Raw genomic sequence first — 16,093 nt, 5'->3', positions numbered from 1 at the left:
GACCGAATGGATTGAGGCAAGGTCCGACCCGCCCGTTTTACGGGTGTCTGGAGGCTTGCCCCTGATGGATTTCCGGGGGTAGTAAGGACTAGCTAAGAAGACCGATGACGCTGCGTCAAGAAAATGGCCGATAAGTGGTACGGCTATTTTAGACTCTGTAAGTGACTGATTTTTGGCGCTGATCTAAGTTGTTGTTTGTGCGAAAAATCATCCTGAAAGGTGCAATCCAGACGTGTTGGGTAGTGGGCTATCGGTTGCGTGACGGATGAACAGTGCAAAATTCATGAGCAAGTCCGTGACGTGATTACTGTCATTTTCTCTGCTTCAGGCAGCAGTTCTTGGCGCCTGTCGCTTGACGGTCTTACAGGCGCACCTCCACCGCCAGCGGCAAATGGTCCGACAGGTGCGTCCAGGGCTTGTAGCCGAGTATGCGTGGCTCATGGCTGCTGGCATTGCGCAGGTAGATGCGGTCCAGGCGCAACAGGGGAAACCGTGCCGGGTACGTTTTCGCTGGGCGGCCGTGGTGGCGTTCGAATGCTTCATGCAGGTAGTCGCGTTGGGCGAGGGTGGCATTGCCTTGCAACTGCCAGTCGTTGAAGTCGCCGGCAATGATTACCGGGGCGTCGTCTGGCAACGATTCGAGTAACAGGCAGAGCAACTGCAGCTGGAGTTGTCGATGGCTTTCCAACAGGCTCAGGTGCACGCAAATGGCATGCACTTCAGCATGGCCCGGCACATCCAGCACACAGTGCAGCAAACCGCGCCGCTCGGGGCCGGTGATCGAGACATCGAGGTTGCGAAATTCGCGGATCGGGTATTTCGACAGCAGGGCATTGCCGTGATGGCCGTCGGGGTAGACCGCGTTGCGACCGTAAGCGAAATCGCTCCACATACTGTCGGCCAGGAATTCGTACTGCAAGGTCGGTGGCCAGTCGTTGTAACGGGAAGAATGGCGGTCGTGCTCACCGACCACTTCCTGCAAAAACACCAGGTCCGCCGACGTACTGCGTACCGCTTCGCGCAGTTCCGGGAGGATGAAGCGTCGGTTGAGGGCGGTGAAACCCTTGTGAGTATTGACCGTCAGTACTCTGAGTCGGCGAATCGCCGGGGGCGTGTTCGATGGCACTGATTCGACGGCTTGGCGTTCGGCATCGTGGGTCACGTTCACTCCTCTGAATCAGGGCTGCTGTATGTATGCGACTGATGCGTGGGCGAGCAGTTCAGTTTGAGCTACGCCAATCCATGTGGGAGCGGGCTACTGTGGCGAGGGGGCTTGCCCCCGTTGGGTCGCGAAGCGGCCCCAAAAACTTTGCGACTGCTTCGCAGCCGAACGGGGCGATGCGGCGTTCCGACAAGCTCCCTCGCCACAAAAAACATTCTTCGAGTCATTCAGACAAACACAATTTCATACGGCAACCGCATGCGTTCCAGAATCACTCGCGGCAGCAGCGGGGCGATGCCGATCGCCGGTTCGCCGTCGAGCTGGCTGGCGTAGGCATAAGTGGCGTGGCTTTTGCGCGCGACAGTCCAGGTGTCGAGGCGTAGCTTGCGCGCGCGATGCCAAGGAAGTTGCCCGTGGTCGCGCATCGGCCAGTGCCAGGCCCAGACCGGTATTTCGTTGAGCGTCGCCCCGACCAGGGCGGCGGCCCTGGCGCTGGCCCGACCGACAGCGTCGTGGTCGACGTTGCCGTCTTCGCGCCAGGTGGTGAACACCACATCGCCGGGGCGCAGGTAGCGGACGATGAATTGGGTCAATTCTGACTCCCGCTCGTCCAGAGCGTTGTCGGTGAAGCCGCCGCGAATCCACTTCAGGCTGTGCATCGGCAAGCCTAGCCGGCGCAAGGCTTCGACACTTTCCTGGGGGCGGAACACGCTCAGGCGCTTTTCCGACCACTGACGCGACCCCGGATGGCTGGCGCTGCCATCGGTAATCGAGATCAGTTGCAGAGGATGACCGAGGGAGCACAACAGTTGCAGCAGGCCGCCGCAAGTCACCACTTCATCGCCGGGATGCGGGGCGATCACCACCGCGCGAGCTCCAGTCGGGACGAGTGTTTCGGTGTTGATGACGGGGATGTTGTCCAGTTGTGGGGCGCTGTTCCAGATCTGCGCAGACAAGCTGTTTTCGCTGATGGAAACCGGTTTCATAGGCGCTACATCCTTGTTCTGTCTGGCCCTCAGTCGTGCGCAATGCTTGCAAGGGCGCAAGCCTGGCAGACCCGTGAAGGCGGGTAGATAGCAATGTGCGGCGCTCCGAACCCTGGATTGCCGCGGTCAGAGTATTGCCCATGAAACGCTATTCGTCGCCTCAGCCTTTGGTCTGATGCCGTTTTTTTAACCCTGGCTGTGTCGGGGTTCGCAAAAAGTCACCGAAACCGTCCCTTGGTAGCAGCTGCCGAGCCTGCGTTCGGCTGCGCAGCCGCCGTAAAACCTGAGTGCACGGTATATCTGCAAGATCGCATCGTTTGACTTCACGACTGCTTCGCAGCCGAACGAAGCCTCGCAGGCTCGGCAGCTGCTACAGATGTTATGGCGATCACTTTCACTCTTCTTCCTCATGCTGCAGTTCAAACAACAGCAGCGAACGGCCAGTAACCGAGTATTGGCGACCAAACTCAAAACGTTCCTGGCCCCGAATCGACGGTTGATTGGTATCGATCATGCAGGTCCAGAAACCGCCGTCAGGCACTTCCGGCAGCAGGAAGTTGACGATGTCATGGTGCGCGTTGACCACCAGCAGCAGGGTTGCGTCGGCACCCTTGCGGCGAATGCCGGTTTCCTGGGCGCGGCCATCGAGCAGTATGCCCATGCAGCGACCGTGGCCTTCTTCCCATTGCTCATTGGACATTTCGCTGCCGTCCGGGGCCAGCCAGGTCACGTCCTTGACCCCGATGTCCTCGTTGTAATTACCCACCAGGAAGCGCCCGCGCCGCAGGATCGGATAGGCCAGGCGCAACTTGATCAGGCGTTTGACGAACTTGAGCAGCGCCTTGCCATCTTCGCTCAGGTCCCAATTGACCCAACCGATCTCGCTGTCCTGGCAATAGGCATTGTTGTTGCCTTTCTGGGTGCGGGCGAACTCGTCGCCGGCCACCAGCATCGGCGTACCCTGGGACAGCAGCAACGTGGCGAAGAAGTTGCGCATCTGCCGCAGGCGCAGGGCATTGATCTCGGGATCGTCGGTGGGGCCTTCGACGCCGTGGTTCCACGACAGGTTGTTGTTGCTGCCGTCCTGATTGTTCTCGTCGTTGGCCTCGTTGTGCTTGTCGTTGTACGACACCAGATCGTTGAGGGTGAAGCCGTCATGGGCGGTGACGAAGTTCAGCGAGGCATACGGTCGACGGCCGCGCTGGTTGAACATCTCTCCGGAGGCGGTCATGCGGCTGGCGAAGTCGGCGAGCTGGCCGTCGTCACCTTTCCAGAACGCGCGCACGGTGTCGCGAAATTTGTCGTTCCATTCGACCCAGCCCGGCGGGAAGTTCCCGACCTGATAACCGCCGGGGCCACAGTCCCAGGATTCGGAAATCAATTTCACCTGACGCAGCACCGGGTCCTGACGACAGGCAACAAGGAAGCTGTGCCGTTCGTCGAAGCCGTCATGGTAGCGGCCGAGGATGGTTGCCAGATCGAAACGGAAACCGTCCACGTGCATTTCCGTGGCCCAGTAACGCAGCGAGTCAGTGACCATTTGCAGCACGCACGGGTGGCTCAGGTCCAGGGTGTTGCCGGTGCCGGAATCGTTGATGTAGTAGCGTTTGTCGTCGGGCCTCAAACGGTAGTAAGAGGCGTTGTCGATGCCGCGCATGGACAGGGTCGGGCCTTGTTCGTTGCCCTCTGCGGTGTGGTTGTAGACCACGTCGAGGATCACTTCCAGATTGGCCTCGTGCAGGTGCGCGACCATCTCCTTGAACTCGGCGATCTTGCCGCTGGCCAGGTAGCGCGGGTCCGGGGCAAAGAACGCGATGCTGTTGTAACCCCAGTAATTGGTCATGCCTTTGTGCAGCAGATGCTGGTCGTTGACGAAGGCATGGATCGGCAGCAACTCCACAGTCGATACGCCGAGCTTGCGGATGTGTTCCAGCACGTCATCGACCATCAACCCGGCGAAGGTGCCACGCAGATTCTCGGGAACGGCGGGGTGAAGCATGCTGAAACCGCGTACGTGAGTCTCATAAATGATCGTCTTGTCCCATGGCACGCTGACCCGATGGTCATGGCCCCAGGTGTGGGCCGGGTCGATCACTTTGCACTTGGGCACGAAGGGCGCGCTGTCCCGCTCATCGAAACTGAGGTCGGCGTCGGGGTGGCCGATGGTGAAGCCGAACAACGCTTCGGACCATTTCAATTGGCCGACCAACTGTTTGGCGTAGGGGTCGATCAGCAATTTGTTCGGGTTGAAGCGATGACCGTTGGCCGGGTCGTACGGCCCGTACACGCGATAGCCGTAAATCAGCCCCGGATGGGCGTCGGGCAAGTAGCCGTGGTAGATCTCGTCGGTGTATTCCGGCAGCTCGATACGCTCCAGTTCCACCTCGCCGGCATCGTCGAAGATGCACAGTTCGACCTTGGTCGCGTTAGCCGAAAACAGCGCGAAATTGACCCCCAGGCCATCCCAGGTCGCACCTAGCGGGAAGGGCAAGCCTTCTCGGATTCGCGAGGCCTCGTGAGGTTCGGGTGCGGTTTTCTTTGGACTGGTCATAGCTGCTCCTGCAACGTTTTTTTTCGAGGGCGAATGCGCTCTCGGTGGCGAGCGGACTCGCCACGAAGTCAATCAGGACAAGACAGTGAAGCGTCAGACCTCGGGTGGTTTACGCGCGGTGCGCGGTTTTTTCACTGTGGTTTTTTCGCCCGGCGGGATCACTGCCGAAGCAGCAGCGGGTTTGGCTTTGGGCTTGGCGCGGGGTTTGGTTTCGAGGCCCTTGCCATTGACCAGCTTGCCGTCGGGTTTGCCGGCCGCGGGCTTGGCGCTTGCGGTTTTGCCGCCGCTGGCTTTGGCTGGTTTGCCGGGCGCCAGGGCTTCGGCCTCGGCCAATTTGCAGGCCATCTCCCAATGACGGGCTTCCTGACCCTCGGGCTTTCCTTCGGATTCCCAGATTTGATAGGCAAATTCGCGAATGCGTTTTTCGTCGGTACTCATCGCAATGCTCCTGAACTGAACTCAAGTTTGGGTAAAGAGATTGACCGGGAAATCCCCCAGCGCGGCGCCGACCATCAGCTCCTTGTGTTTTGTGACTGCGACGCTGGTAAAAAGTCCCTTCAGATTTTCTTCGGTGGCCGTGAACGGCAATTTGATTCGGGTATCGCCCCACAGCGACGCGTCAATCTGGGGGGCGGCACTGTTTTCCAGCAGTCCGGCACAACGTATCGGTACGGCCACGATGGCCCGTTTTCCCTGCCATTCTCGAGCAAACGCCAGTACCCGGTGAGCCTGGCTGCCAATCACTTCAAGGGCTTGATAAGTGCCTTTTTGAAACAGTTCGGCATGCTCGGCACGTCGGTTTAACGCCCGGGCGATCAAGGTTTGCTTGATGCGCCCGTTACGCCAGTTCGCCAACAGAGCGGGCAGGTCAAGCGGTAGGTGCATGGCCTGCTGACGGCTGACGTAATCCACCGGCCGGCGGTTATCCGGATCGACCAGGGTGAAGTCCCAGAACTCGTTGCCCTGATAGAGATCCGGCACTCCCGGCACGGTCATTCGCAGCAAGGTTTGCGCCAATCCATTCAGTGCACCCGGGACGGCAATGCGTTGAGCGGCTGCCTCGATGGCCGCGCGCAATGGCTGACCTTCGTGGCTCAGCAGCAGGCGTTCGAGAAACCCGTGGGTCGCCTGTTCATATACCTCGTTTGACGCGCTCCAGCTGCTTTGCAACTTGGCTTCGCGCAGGGCTTTGCGTTGCCACTGCCAGAGGCGTTTGGCGTAGTCCTCGAGCGCAGGTTGATCGTCGCTACACAATTCCAGTGGCCAACTGCCGAGGATTGCTTGATAGAGAATCAGCTCGTCGCCCGCCGAGGGCGCGCCGGGGTCGCTGCGCAGTTCGCCCGCGAGGGTTCGCCAGTGCTCGACCTGTTCGGCGTACCAGGCGCTGCGCTCGCTCAACACCGCCAGCCGCGCGCGGGTGTCTTCACCGCGTTTGTGGTCGTGGGTCGCAGTGGCCAGCAGGTTGTCGGGGAACTCGGCGAGGCGATTGGCGCAGGCGGCATGGAAGTCGGCAACCGGGGCGCTGAACTGCTCGGTGTTGTAGCCGACATCGTTGCGCGACAGCAGCACCGCCGAGCGATAAAGCGCGGTGTCTTCCACCGCTTTGGCCGCCGTCGGTGAGGTCAGTTGCTGGAAGCGCACGCACGCATGCTTGAGCAGTTTACGTGGACGGCCCACCGGGCGCTTGCGCCAGGGTTGGCCACCGAGCCAGCCGGCCAGGCAATCGAGCACCGGCCAGTCGGCCTCGCCAAGGGTTTGCCTGGCACCGGCCATGGCCTGCTGGAAAAACACCTCATCCTGGGCCGCACGACCCAACGGGCTGATGTAAGTGCGGTACACCGGGAAGTGCACGATCAGTTCCTGCAAGGCCCGTCGGATCGCGCCGAGGGTCAGGTCCCGGGTCATCAGGTCGTCCCGGGCCACTTGCAACAGGGCGTGGGCAACACTTTCGAAATCTCCGGCGAGGGAGCCGTTGAGAATCTGCTGGCGCGCCAGTTGTGCTTCCTGGCGGAAATCGGCGGGCCGTTCGCTGTGCCGGCTCCAGAGTTCGCCCAAAGTCTGGGCGCCTTCGGGGGCGTGTTGCAGCAGCGACAACTGGTTCATGAATTCGTAACCGGTACTGCCATCGACGCACCAGTCGCGGTGCAGGGTTTCGCCTTCGCCGAGGATCTTTTCGACGTAGATCGGCAGGTGTCGGCCGGGTGCCAGTCGATCGACTCGACGTCGCAGTTTGCGGCAGTAGCCCCGCGGGTCGGCGAGGCCGTCGATGTGGTCGATGCGCAGTCCGTCGACCAGACCTTCGGCCACCAGCTCGAAGATTTTTGCATGGGTCGCTTCGAACACCGCTGGCCGCTCGACGCGCAGGCCTCCCAGTTCATTGATATCGAAAAAGCGCCGCCAGTTGATGTCGTCCGCCGCGGTGCGCCAACTGGCCAGGCGATAACTCTGGCGCTCCAGCAGGTTATGCAGGCGCTGGAAACCGTCGGGAGTGAGCGAGTCGTAAGTGTCGAGGGTGTGCTGGATGGCGTGCAGAATGGCCGGATCACTGGCCAGTTCCCGTAGCTCGGCTTTCAGTGGAATCGCCAGGCTGTACACGTCGGACTGATAACTCAAGGTGTCGAAGCGATCTGCCAGGGATTTGAGCCGTTCAGCCTGCTCGGCATTCAATCGGTCATCGGCCTTGAGCAGTTCGCCGTAGTCGGTGGGGCATATCGGGAAGTGGTGTTCATAGTGCTCGACATGAAAGGCGCCGCGCCGGGCATCGAAACGCAAGGGCAGGGTGCCGTCCTGCAAGGCGATGCCGTAGTCGCTGCCCAGAAAAGGCAGCAGCAACTGGCCTTCCATCAACGGATCGGGCGAGTGCCATTGAATGTCGAAGAACTCGCCGTAAGGGCTCAGTCGTCCCCATTCCAGCAAGTCGAGCCACCAGGGATTGTCGCCCCCGCCGACGGCCATGTGGTTGGAAACGATATCGAGGATCAGCCCCATGTGCTGTTCGCGCAACGCAGCGACCAAACGGCGTAACGCCGCTTCGCCGCCCAGTTCAGGGTTGACCGTGGTCGGGTCTACCACATCGTAGCCGTGCATGGAGCCGGCGCGGGCGGCGAGCAGCGGCGAGGCATAGAGATGACTGATGCCCAGGCTGGAAAAATACGGCACCAGCGGCACCGCTTGATCCAGGGTGAAGCCTTTATGAAATTGCAGCCGCAGGGTCGCCCGCAGCGGCTGGCTGAGCGGTTGATTCATTGGTCACGCTCGGCCGCCTGAAGTCGCGCACAGGCGAGCAGTTCCAGGCGGCGGGCGGCGTCCGGATCATCGAGCAGGCTTTCGCTGTCGCCGGGCAATCGGCGGGACCAATTGGGGTGGGTGTCGGTGGTGCCGGGCAGATTGGCTTGCTGTTCGATACCCAGGGCATCTTCCAGCGGCAACAACACCAGCGGCGCGCGGGTATGCCCGAGGAACCGGATGGCGGCGTCGAGCACCTGATCGGTTTCATGGTGCTCTTCGCGAAAGTTCTGCGGGTCCTGGCTCAGCACCCGGCGCAAGCCTTCACGCTCGCGTTCGCGATGTTGACGCCATTCGATTTCACCCGTGGCGTCGACCAGGCCCAGGCGTGCGCTCCAATCGATATCGCGGCCATGCCACCAGCCATTGAGCGTCGGCAGGTCGTGGGTGCTGGTGGTGGCCAGGGCGTTGTCCGGCCAGTCGAGAATCGGTTTGAAGTGCGTGTTGTCCTGTTCGAACAACAGCACGCGCATGCCGAGGATCGAGCGCGCGATGAGTTTTTCGCGCAGGCCATCAGGCACGGTGCCGAGGTCTTCACCGAGGACGATGGCCTGATGCCGATGGGATTCGAGGGTCAGAAGGCGCAGCAGATCATCCACCGGATAATAAAGGTACGCTCCGTCGCTGGGCGGTGCGTCTTTAGGGATCACCCACAGCCGTTGCAGGCCCATGACGTGATCGATGCGCAGGCCGCCGGCATGGGCGAAATTGGCCCGCAGCATTTCGATGAACGCGCGAAAGCCGTTACGCACCAGACCTTCGGGGGAAAACGCGGAAATCCCCCAGCCCTGGCCGGTGCGGTTGAGGATGTCGGGTGGCGCACCCACGGTCAGCGAGGCGAGTAATTCGTCCTGGCGACTCCAGGCCTGGCTGCCGCCGCCGTCAGCGCCCACCGCCAGGTCGGCGATCAGGCCGATGCCCATGCCGGCACCACGGGCGGCGGTTTGTGCGCGCTCCAGGCTGCGCGCAATCAGCCATTGGCAGAACGCGTAATAGCCGATGCGGGCCGAGTTTTCTTCGGCAAATTGCGCCAGAGCGGCGCTGCGCGGGTTACGCCATTGTTCGGGCCACTCGCGCCAGTCGAGGCTTTCACCGCGCCTTGCACGGGTTTCCTGGATCGCTTCGAAACGGCAATGATTCTCCAGCGCTTCGCCACCGGCGTGACGGAAGCTGCTGAAGTCGGCATGCAAGGGGTGTGCGCCGTGGGTGAATCCTTCGTACAAGGCTTCCAGCAAGCGATGTTTGGCCTCGGCGGCGGTGGGCCAGTCGATCAGCGGCAATGCCTCGAGGTGCTTGAGTTCGGCGGCAAGGTCGGTGGCGTCGATCGCGGTGCGCAGGGCACGCTCACCGAGAATCGCACCGGGCGCCGCGTACAGGCTATTGAGGAACAAACGGCTGGACGGCGAGTAAGGGCTGTAACGCTGGGTGTCGCCGCTGAACATCGCATGCAGCGGGCTGATCGCCAACGCTTCGGCGCCCCGTTCGCCGGCCACCCGGGCCAGATCTTCGAGGGCCTGGGTGTCGCCGAAACCGCCATCGCCGGGGCGGCGCAGCGAATATAACTGCACGCTCAGGCCCCAGGCGCGCGGGGTTTGACTGTCAACGGCGTCGCCGACGCTGTAGCAGCGCTCGGGCGCCACCGCCAGGGTGAACGACTGATCGTCGATGCTGACGTGCTGATAACCCACCGGCACCAAACCGGGCAAAACAGCGTTGTCATCGAGCTTGAGGTTGAGCCGCGAGCCGTCTTCAAGATGGATCTCACACGGGGTTTGCGGTGCGAAGTAGTGGGCCAGATCAAGACCGACGCCAACGTCGCAGGTCAGCAGCGGCGGCAGGTGCCGGGTTTGTTGCACCTCCTGCAGTTGCAGCAGGCTGGCGTCGATTTCCTGGGCGGTGCTGGCGGGATGGCCAAGCCCGATAAGCACTGAGCGCAGCACCGCCGGCGTGACTTTTTGTGGCCGGCCGTTGGCGTCGATCCAGTCGACGGCCAGGCCGGCTTGGCTGGCCAGTATTTCCAGTTGCGCATCGCTCATGGTCGCTCTCCATCCGGGGGTAGCAAAGGGGCTGCGGCTGTGAGGCTGACGAGCGCGCAATACGGGGCAAGGGTGCCCTGATCCAACAGACCGGCCGAGTGCGGCGGGTATTCGAACAGCAGTGTCGCGTCGGCCTGTGGGGTGTGGACCACGGGCGCGCCGCTGAGGTTCAGGTCAATGCGCAGCTGACTGCCATCGCCCAACCGCCAGCGGGCCGTCACCGCGCCTTCGGCCAGTACCTGCGCGCCCTGCGCGTGGGCGCCGGGCAACTGCGGGATGATGTGTTGATGGCGGATTTGCAGCAGTCGACGATACAGCTCATGAATGGCCGGTTGCCGGGTGGCGGTCAGCTTCGGCCGCGACGCTTCGAAAGTCTGCATCGCGTTCGGGTCGGGAATCTGCTCGCGTTTGTGCGGGTCGGCAAAGGCGCTGAAGGCTGCGAATTCATTGCGTCGACCTTCGCGCACCAACTCCGCCAGCTCACCATGGTGGCTGGTGAAGAACAGGAACGGTTGTTCGGCGGCGAACTCATCGCCCATGAACATCAGCGGAATCATCGGCGACAACAGCAGTAACACGGTGGCGGCGTTGAGGGCCTCAGGCCGGGCCAGTTGATGCAGGCGCTCGCCAAAGGCGCGGTTGCCGATCTGGTCGTGGTTCTGCAGGAACAGCACGAAGGCCGTCGGCGGCAAGTGACCGCTCGGCTCACCGCGCGGCGTACCGTGGCGGGTGATATGGCCTTGAAACACGAAGCCCTGGCTCAGGCAACGGGCGAGTTGTTCGGTGGGGTTTTGGGCATAGTCGGCGTAATAGGCGTCGGTTTCACCGGTGAGCAACACGTGCAGGGCGTTATGGCCATCGTCGTTCCACTGCGCATCGAAACCTTGCTCCAATAGGCTGGCCTGGTTGTGCTCGTTTTCCGCCATCAGCCACACATGCCGCGCTGGGTCGATTTGCCGGCGAACCCGTTGCGCCAGCTCTTGAAGGAAGTCCGGGTCTTCGATGGCGTGCACGGCATCCAGGCGCAGGCCGTCGAAACGGTACTCCAGCAACCACATCAACGCGTTGTCGATAAAGAAGTCACGCACCTCGCGCCGGCGGAAGTCGATGGCTGCGCCCCACGGGGTGTGTTGGTCTTCGCGGAAAAAGCCTTTGGCATAGCGATGCAGGTAATTGCCGTCCGGGCCGAAGTGGTTGTAGACCACGTCGAGAATCACCGCCAGGCCATAGCCGTGGGCCGTGTCGATCAGGTGTTTGAGTTGTTCGGGCGAACCGTAGGAGGCCTGCGGTGCGTAAGGCAGAACCCCGTCATAGCCCCAATTGCGCTCGCCGGGAAACTGCGCCAACGGCATCAGTTCGATGGCGGTAATCCCCAACTCGACCAAGCGCGCCAGATGCTGCTCGACCTCGCTGAAACCGCCGAGCGCACCAACATGCAGTTCGTAGATCACCGCCTCGTTCCATGGCCGACCTTGCCAGGCACTGTGTTGCCAGCGATAGGCGAGGGGATCGACCACCACGCTAGGGTCGCCGATATCGCCCGCCTGGGCGCGGGAAGCTGGGTCCGGTACGTCCAGCTCACCATCGATGTTGTAGCGGTAGAGGGTACCCGCGGGGCAGCGGGTCTTGATCACAAACCAGCCGTCGGCCTGAGGCAGCAGTGGCAGGGATTGTCCGTTTTCAAGTTCAAGACTGACGTAAAACGCATCTGGCGCCCACAAGGCAAAACGCGTGTGTTCAGCGTCCAGCATGATTGCGCCGTGGGGCCAGGTTTCAAGAGTCCGTAACGGCATCGTTGAAAACCTCTTACTGTTTGCCCGATTTACCCAGCGCTTTAGCCACCAGTTGTTCGTAGAGTTCGGCGTAGGGTTCGACCGCCTTGCACCAGTTGAAAGGCGCCGCCATGGCCCGGCAACGCATGGCGTTGAGCAGGCCGGGGAAGGCGAACACCTTGAACGCGCGGCTCAGGGCTTCGCGATAGCTCTCCACGGTGGATTCGTCGAAAAGAAAACCGGTCACGCCGTTTTCAATGGTGTCGGCCAGGCCGCCGGTATTGCGCGCCACCGGCAATGAACCGAAGCGCTGGGCATACATCTGGCTCAGGCCGCAAGGTTCGTAACGCGAAGGCATCAGCAGGAAATCACTGCCGGCAAACATCCGGCGGGCGTCGGTTTCATTGAAGCCGATGTGCACGCCGATTTGCCCGGGGAAGCGCAACGCCAGCTCACGCATGGCTTGTTCTTCTTCCGGTTCGCCACGGCCGATAATCGCGATCTGCCCGCCGTTGGCGACAATGTATTCGGCCACCGCTTCGGTCAGGTCCAGGCCTTTCTGGTAGACAAGTCGCGAGACCACGGCGAACAGCGGGCCTTCGGAATCATCCAGGCCGAACAACCGGCGAACGTGCGCCGCGTTGACTGCTTTACCGTCCCAGTCGCCGATGCCGAACGGGCAGAACAGGTGCGGATCGGTGGCGGCGTCCCAGCTTTCATCGATGCCATTGGGAATCCCGCTGAGCAGACCTTGCTGGGTCTTGGCGGCGAGAAAACCGTCGAGACCGCAGCCGAAGGCCGGCGTGGTGATTTCCTGGGCATAGGTGGCGCTGACGGTGGTGATGTGACTCGAGTAGGCCATGCCGGCCTTGAGGAACGACATCTTGCCGTAAAACTCCATGCCTTCCTGCTGCAAGGCATGCACGGGAATACCGAGTTCCGGGCACGAACCGAGGCTGGTGACGCCCTGGTACGCCAGGTTGTGGATGGTGAATAGGGTCGGGGTGCGTTGGCCACGCCAGTGCATATAGGCAGGGGCCAGGCCGGCGGGCCAATCGTGGGCGTGCACCAGATCCGGGCACCAGTGAATTTGTGCGAGGTTGGCGGCGATATCGGCGGCCGCAAGGCCCAGGCGGGCGAAACGAATATGGTTGTCTGGCCAGTCACGGCCATTGTTGGCGCCGTAGGGTGAACCTTCGCGCTCGTACAGTTCAGGGCAGATCAACACGTAAATGACCAGGCCGTCGGGCATGTCCATGCGCCCGATCTTGCAGGGCGGCAGCGCGGCGTGCCCGCCCAGTTCACCGATGATATGAATCGGATTTTCGCTGTTCAGCACTTGCGGGTAACCGGGGATCAACACCCGGACATCGTGCAGGTGGGCCATCGCTCGCGGCAGCGCGGCGGAAACGTCGCCCAGGCCTCCGGTCTTCACCAGGTCGGCAATCTCCGAGGTAACGAACAACACTTTCTTCTTGTTGGGATTCTGACGGACTACCGGTGCCAACGCCTTGGTGACCGGGACGCTGACCGATTTGGCGGTAAGGGCTCCCACGGTGTTGGCTTCGCCGACCTGCTGAAGAGCACGTTCTCCCTGAACATCTAACGCCGTACTGATCATATGCATCTCCCCGTGTTGTTGATCTGATTCCAGGCCTGGCACAAACGGTGTTGGCCAATTCCTGTGGCCGGGCGCAAACGCGCTACGCATCGGTGAGCAAGTGCTGCCCATGCGCTGAAGCTCAATGGGTGAAGTGGCTGTTGCAAGGAATGCACCAGTCGCTGTGCCCTACCTTTCAGCTGACCTGAAGCCAGCACCAAAAGTTTCTATTTATTTCACCGAATGACCAGTCGGTTTTATTCCCCGAAAACAGTCTAGGCCAGAACCTAGAGCGGGGTGGTCAACCGGACAAATTGTTCGACAATCGGTTGGAGGAGGGTACAAAACACACGGGCTTTATGGGGAAACGCACCGACGAAGGGCAGGTTTGTTTTTTGGGGTGGGTCAAATCGGGACCGGGAGGTCACGATAGTTGGGCACGATGGAATAGGGATTGCACCATTGCGGTGCGCAGAATTTAGGGGGGGATTTGAGGGCCTCTTCGCGGGCAGGCCTCGCTCTCACAGGGGAATGCATTTCACATGTGGGCGCGCGGCTTGCCCGCGAAGAACGATAACGCCGTCTCAGCCCAACAACCGAATCGGCGCCTCGGCCGCCCAAGCCTGAATGTCCTCGATCATCTGCGAAAAGAACAGCTGATAGTTCTGTCGGCTGACGTACCCGACATGGGGTGTGGCGAGCACATTGTCCAGGGTTCTGAACGGATGATGGCGGGGCAACGGCTCGTGCTCGAACACATCCAGCGCAGCACCCGCCAGGCGTTGTTTCTGCAGGGCCTTGATCAGCGCCGCTTCATCGACAATCGGCCCGCGCGCGGTATTGACCAGCCATGCCGTGGGCTTCATCCAGTCCAGCGCCTGAGCGTCCACCAACCCGCGACTGCGCTCGCTGAGCACCAGATGGACCGACAGCACATCAGCCTGTTCGAACAGTTCCTGCTTGCTGACATAGGTCACGCCGACTTCGGCCGCTCGTTCACTGGTGAGGTTTTCGCTCCACGCAATGACGCGCATGCCGAACACCTGGCCGAATTGGGCGACCCGTTGACCGATGCTGCCCAGGCCGAGGATCGCCAGCGTCTTGCCCTGCAAGTCGCCGCCCAGGCCTTGCTGCCAAAGGCCCGCGCGCAAGGCGTTGGCTTCGGCCACCAGGTTGCGGGTCGCGGCCATGATCAGTGCCCAGGTCAGTTCTGGCGCGGCATGTTTGTAGCTGTCGGTGCCGCAGACCTGGATGCCCAGCGCGGCGGCGGCCTTCAGGTCCAGGGCGGCGTTGCGCATGCCGCCGGTGACCAACAGTTTGAGGGTGGGCAAGCGGCGCAGCAGGTCTTCGTCGAACCGGGTGCGCTCGCGCATCACGCAGATCACCTCGAATGCGCCCAGGCGCTCGGCCAGGGTTTCGTTGTCGGCCGGGTAGTCATGGATAAAACTCACCTGGCCGATGCTGTCCAGCACCGACCAGTCCACCACGTCACGCGCCACGTCCTGCCAGTCATCGATCACTGCAATCTGCACCGCCATCAGCCTTACCTCATCAACGAACGGGATTGGTTTTGTTCAGCCAGTCGGGAAACCCATCCAGCCTAGTGTGGCCATTGCCAACACGCCATAGCGGGCACCCTTGGCGAGGGTCACGATCATCAGGAAACGCCCCAGCGGTTCGCGCATGACGCCGGCCACCAGTGTCAGCGGGTCGCCGATGATCGGCACCCAGCTCAGCAGCAAGGACCAATGACCGTAGCGCTGATAGTGTTTTTGGGCTTGTTGAAGATGACGAGGGCTGACCGGAAACCAGCGCCGCTCGCGAAACCGCTCGATGCCGCGCCCCAGCCACCAGTTCAGCAGCGATCCCAGCACGTTGCCCAGCGTTGCCACTGCCAACAGCGACCAGAGCCAATACCGGTCGCTGAGCAACAGCCCCACCAACACCGCTTCGGACTGCAAGGGCAGCAGGCTCGCGGCGCCGAACGCCGCGAGAAACAACCCGATGTAGGCACCGAACATCAATGGGCGGGGTAGTCCGCCACCACTACGTCAGTGCCGTCCTTTTTCAGGCCGATCACCTGGTAGGCATCGCTCATGCCGTCCATTTCCATCCCGGGCGAGCCCATCGGCATGCCGGGTGCGGCAACCCCCAACAGATCGTCGCGCTTGCTCAAGGCCAGCACTTGATCGGCCGGCACATGGCCTTCGACGAACTTGCCGTTGATCAAGGCGGTGTGGCACGACGCCAGGCGAGGCGGCACGCCGTGTTGTTGCTTGAACTGGCTCATGTCGGCTTCGACGTGGTCTTCGACCTTGAAGCCGTTGGCTTCCAGATGGCTGACCCATTTTTTGCAGCAGCCGCAATTGGCGTCGCGGTGCACTTCGATCGGGATCAGGTCGGCGGCCTGGGCCAGGGAGGAGATGAAGAGGGCGCTCAGGGCGGCCAGACGCAGGTGGATTCGCATGGGAGTCTCGTCTCGGGTTGCGGCCAAAAAAGATGCATTTTGACTCTTTTATCCGACTGGGCATTGCGCGAGTGTTTCTAAGTTATACAAGGTCGGCTGGCCAGATCATCACAGATCAATGCTGTCAGCTGAATGAGCGCGCAATGACAAAATTGTCAGGTTTGCCTCCTGAGCGTCGAAAACCGGTGCTCAGTAGGCAACAGTCAACGCACCTTGAACCGATCCGCATGTTCG

General features: G+C 61.5%; 11 protein-coding genes. All 11 read right to left on the bottom strand.

The window, feature by feature from the left end; genetic code table 11:
- Nucleotides 1-361: 361 nt before the first annotated feature.
- A complete protein-coding gene (locus AF70_RS06285; protein ID WP_028940486.1) occupies nt 362-1,162 on the bottom strand; it encodes an endonuclease/exonuclease/phosphatase family protein in 801 nt (266 codons plus the stop codon).
- Nucleotides 1,163-1,389: 227 nt separating this feature from the next.
- Nucleotides 1,390-2,148: a PIG-L deacetylase family protein gene (locus AF70_RS06280; RefSeq protein ID WP_019579261.1), complete on the bottom strand. Its 759-nt coding sequence runs from the start codon at nt 2,146-2,148 to the stop codon at nt 1,390-1,392.
- A 394-nt stretch (nt 2,149-2,542) separates the two neighbouring features.
- Nucleotides 2,543-4,699 (bottom strand): glycogen debranching protein GlgX, encoded by a 2,157-nt coding sequence (glgX, locus tag AF70_RS06275; RefSeq protein WP_019579260.1) that lies wholly within the window; start codon nt 4,697-4,699, stop codon nt 2,543-2,545.
- A 93-nt stretch (nt 4,700-4,792) separates the two neighbouring features.
- Complete coding sequence (locus AF70_RS06270; protein WP_019579259.1) at nt 4,793-5,137, bottom strand: DUF2934 domain-containing protein; 345 nt, start codon at nt 5,135-5,137, stop codon at nt 4,793-4,795.
- Nucleotides 5,138-5,158: 21 nt separating this feature from the next.
- On the bottom strand, nt 5,159-7,945 hold the full coding sequence (locus AF70_RS06265) for a malto-oligosyltrehalose synthase (RefSeq protein WP_028940487.1): 2,787 nt from the start codon (nt 7,943-7,945) through the stop codon (nt 5,159-5,161).
- On the bottom strand, nt 7,942-10,020 hold the full coding sequence (malQ, locus tag AF70_RS06260; protein WP_028940488.1) for a 4-alpha-glucanotransferase: 2,079 nt from the start codon (nt 10,018-10,020) through the stop codon (nt 7,942-7,944). Before malQ ends, AF70_RS06265 begins: the two co-directional genes overlap by 4 nt.
- On the bottom strand, nt 10,017-11,813 hold the full coding sequence (gene treZ, locus AF70_RS06255) for a malto-oligosyltrehalose trehalohydrolase (protein WP_028940489.1): 1,797 nt from the start codon (nt 11,811-11,813) through the stop codon (nt 10,017-10,019). Before treZ ends, malQ begins: the two co-directional genes overlap by 4 nt.
- A gap of 13 nt (nt 11,814-11,826) precedes the next feature.
- Entirely contained in the window at nt 11,827-13,413 is a 1,587-nt protein-coding gene (glgA, locus tag AF70_RS06250) for a glycogen synthase GlgA (protein ID WP_019579255.1), read from the bottom strand.
- Between the two features lie 563 nt (nt 13,414-13,976).
- Complete coding sequence (locus AF70_RS06245; RefSeq protein WP_028940490.1) at nt 13,977-14,930, bottom strand: D-2-hydroxyacid dehydrogenase family protein; 954 nt, start codon at nt 14,928-14,930, stop codon at nt 13,977-13,979.
- A 36-nt stretch (nt 14,931-14,966) separates the two neighbouring features.
- Nucleotides 14,967-15,413 (bottom strand): YqaA family protein, encoded by a 447-nt coding sequence (locus AF70_RS06240; protein WP_028940491.1) that lies wholly within the window; start codon nt 15,411-15,413, stop codon nt 14,967-14,969.
- On the bottom strand, nt 15,413-15,859 hold the full coding sequence (locus AF70_RS06235; RefSeq protein ID WP_028940492.1) for a DUF411 domain-containing protein: 447 nt from the start codon (nt 15,857-15,859) through the stop codon (nt 15,413-15,415). Before AF70_RS06235 ends, AF70_RS06240 begins: the two co-directional genes overlap by 1 nt.
- Nucleotides 15,860-16,093: the final 234 nt, after the last annotated feature.

Source organism: Pseudomonas sp. KD5 (assembly GCF_012932895.1).
GTDB lineage: Bacteria > Pseudomonadota > Gammaproteobacteria > Pseudomonadales > Pseudomonadaceae > Aquipseudomonas.
The sequence above is the reverse complement of the archived record's forward strand: the minus strand, read 5'-3'. Positions and strand labels throughout refer to the sequence as shown.

Excerpts from the sequence above, each read along its gene's own strand:
- AF70_RS06280 (WP_019579261.1), bottom strand. The coding sequence starts at position 2,148 with ATGAAACCGGTTTCCATCAGCGAAAACAGCTTGTCTGCGCAGATCTGG.
- glgX (WP_019579260.1), bottom strand. The coding sequence starts at position 4,699 with ATGACCAGTCCAAAGAAAACCGCACCCGAACCTCACGAGGCCTCGCGA.
- AF70_RS06270 (WP_019579259.1), bottom strand. The coding sequence starts at position 5,137 with ATGAGTACCGACGAAAAACGCATTCGCGAATTTGCCTATCAAATCTGG.
- AF70_RS06265 (WP_028940487.1), bottom strand. The coding sequence starts at position 7,945 with ATGAATCAACCGCTCAGCCAGCCGCTGCGGGCGACCCTGCGGCTGCAA.
- malQ (WP_028940488.1), bottom strand. The coding sequence starts at position 10,020 with ATGAGCGATGCGCAACTGGAAATACTGGCCAGCCAAGCCGGCCTGGCC.
- treZ (WP_028940489.1), bottom strand. The coding sequence starts at position 11,813 with ATGCCGTTACGGACTCTTGAAACCTGGCCCCACGGCGCAATCATGCTG.
- glgA (WP_019579255.1), bottom strand. The coding sequence starts at position 13,413 with ATGATCAGTACGGCGTTAGATGTTCAGGGAGAACGTGCTCTTCAGCAG.
- AF70_RS06245 (WP_028940490.1), bottom strand. The coding sequence starts at position 14,930 with ATGGCGGTGCAGATTGCAGTGATCGATGACTGGCAGGACGTGGCGCGT.
- AF70_RS06240 (WP_028940491.1), bottom strand. The coding sequence starts at position 15,413 with ATGTTCGGTGCCTACATCGGGTTGTTTCTCGCGGCGTTCGGCGCCGCG.
- AF70_RS06235 (WP_028940492.1), bottom strand. The coding sequence starts at position 15,859 with ATGCGAATCCACCTGCGTCTGGCCGCCCTGAGCGCCCTCTTCATCTCC.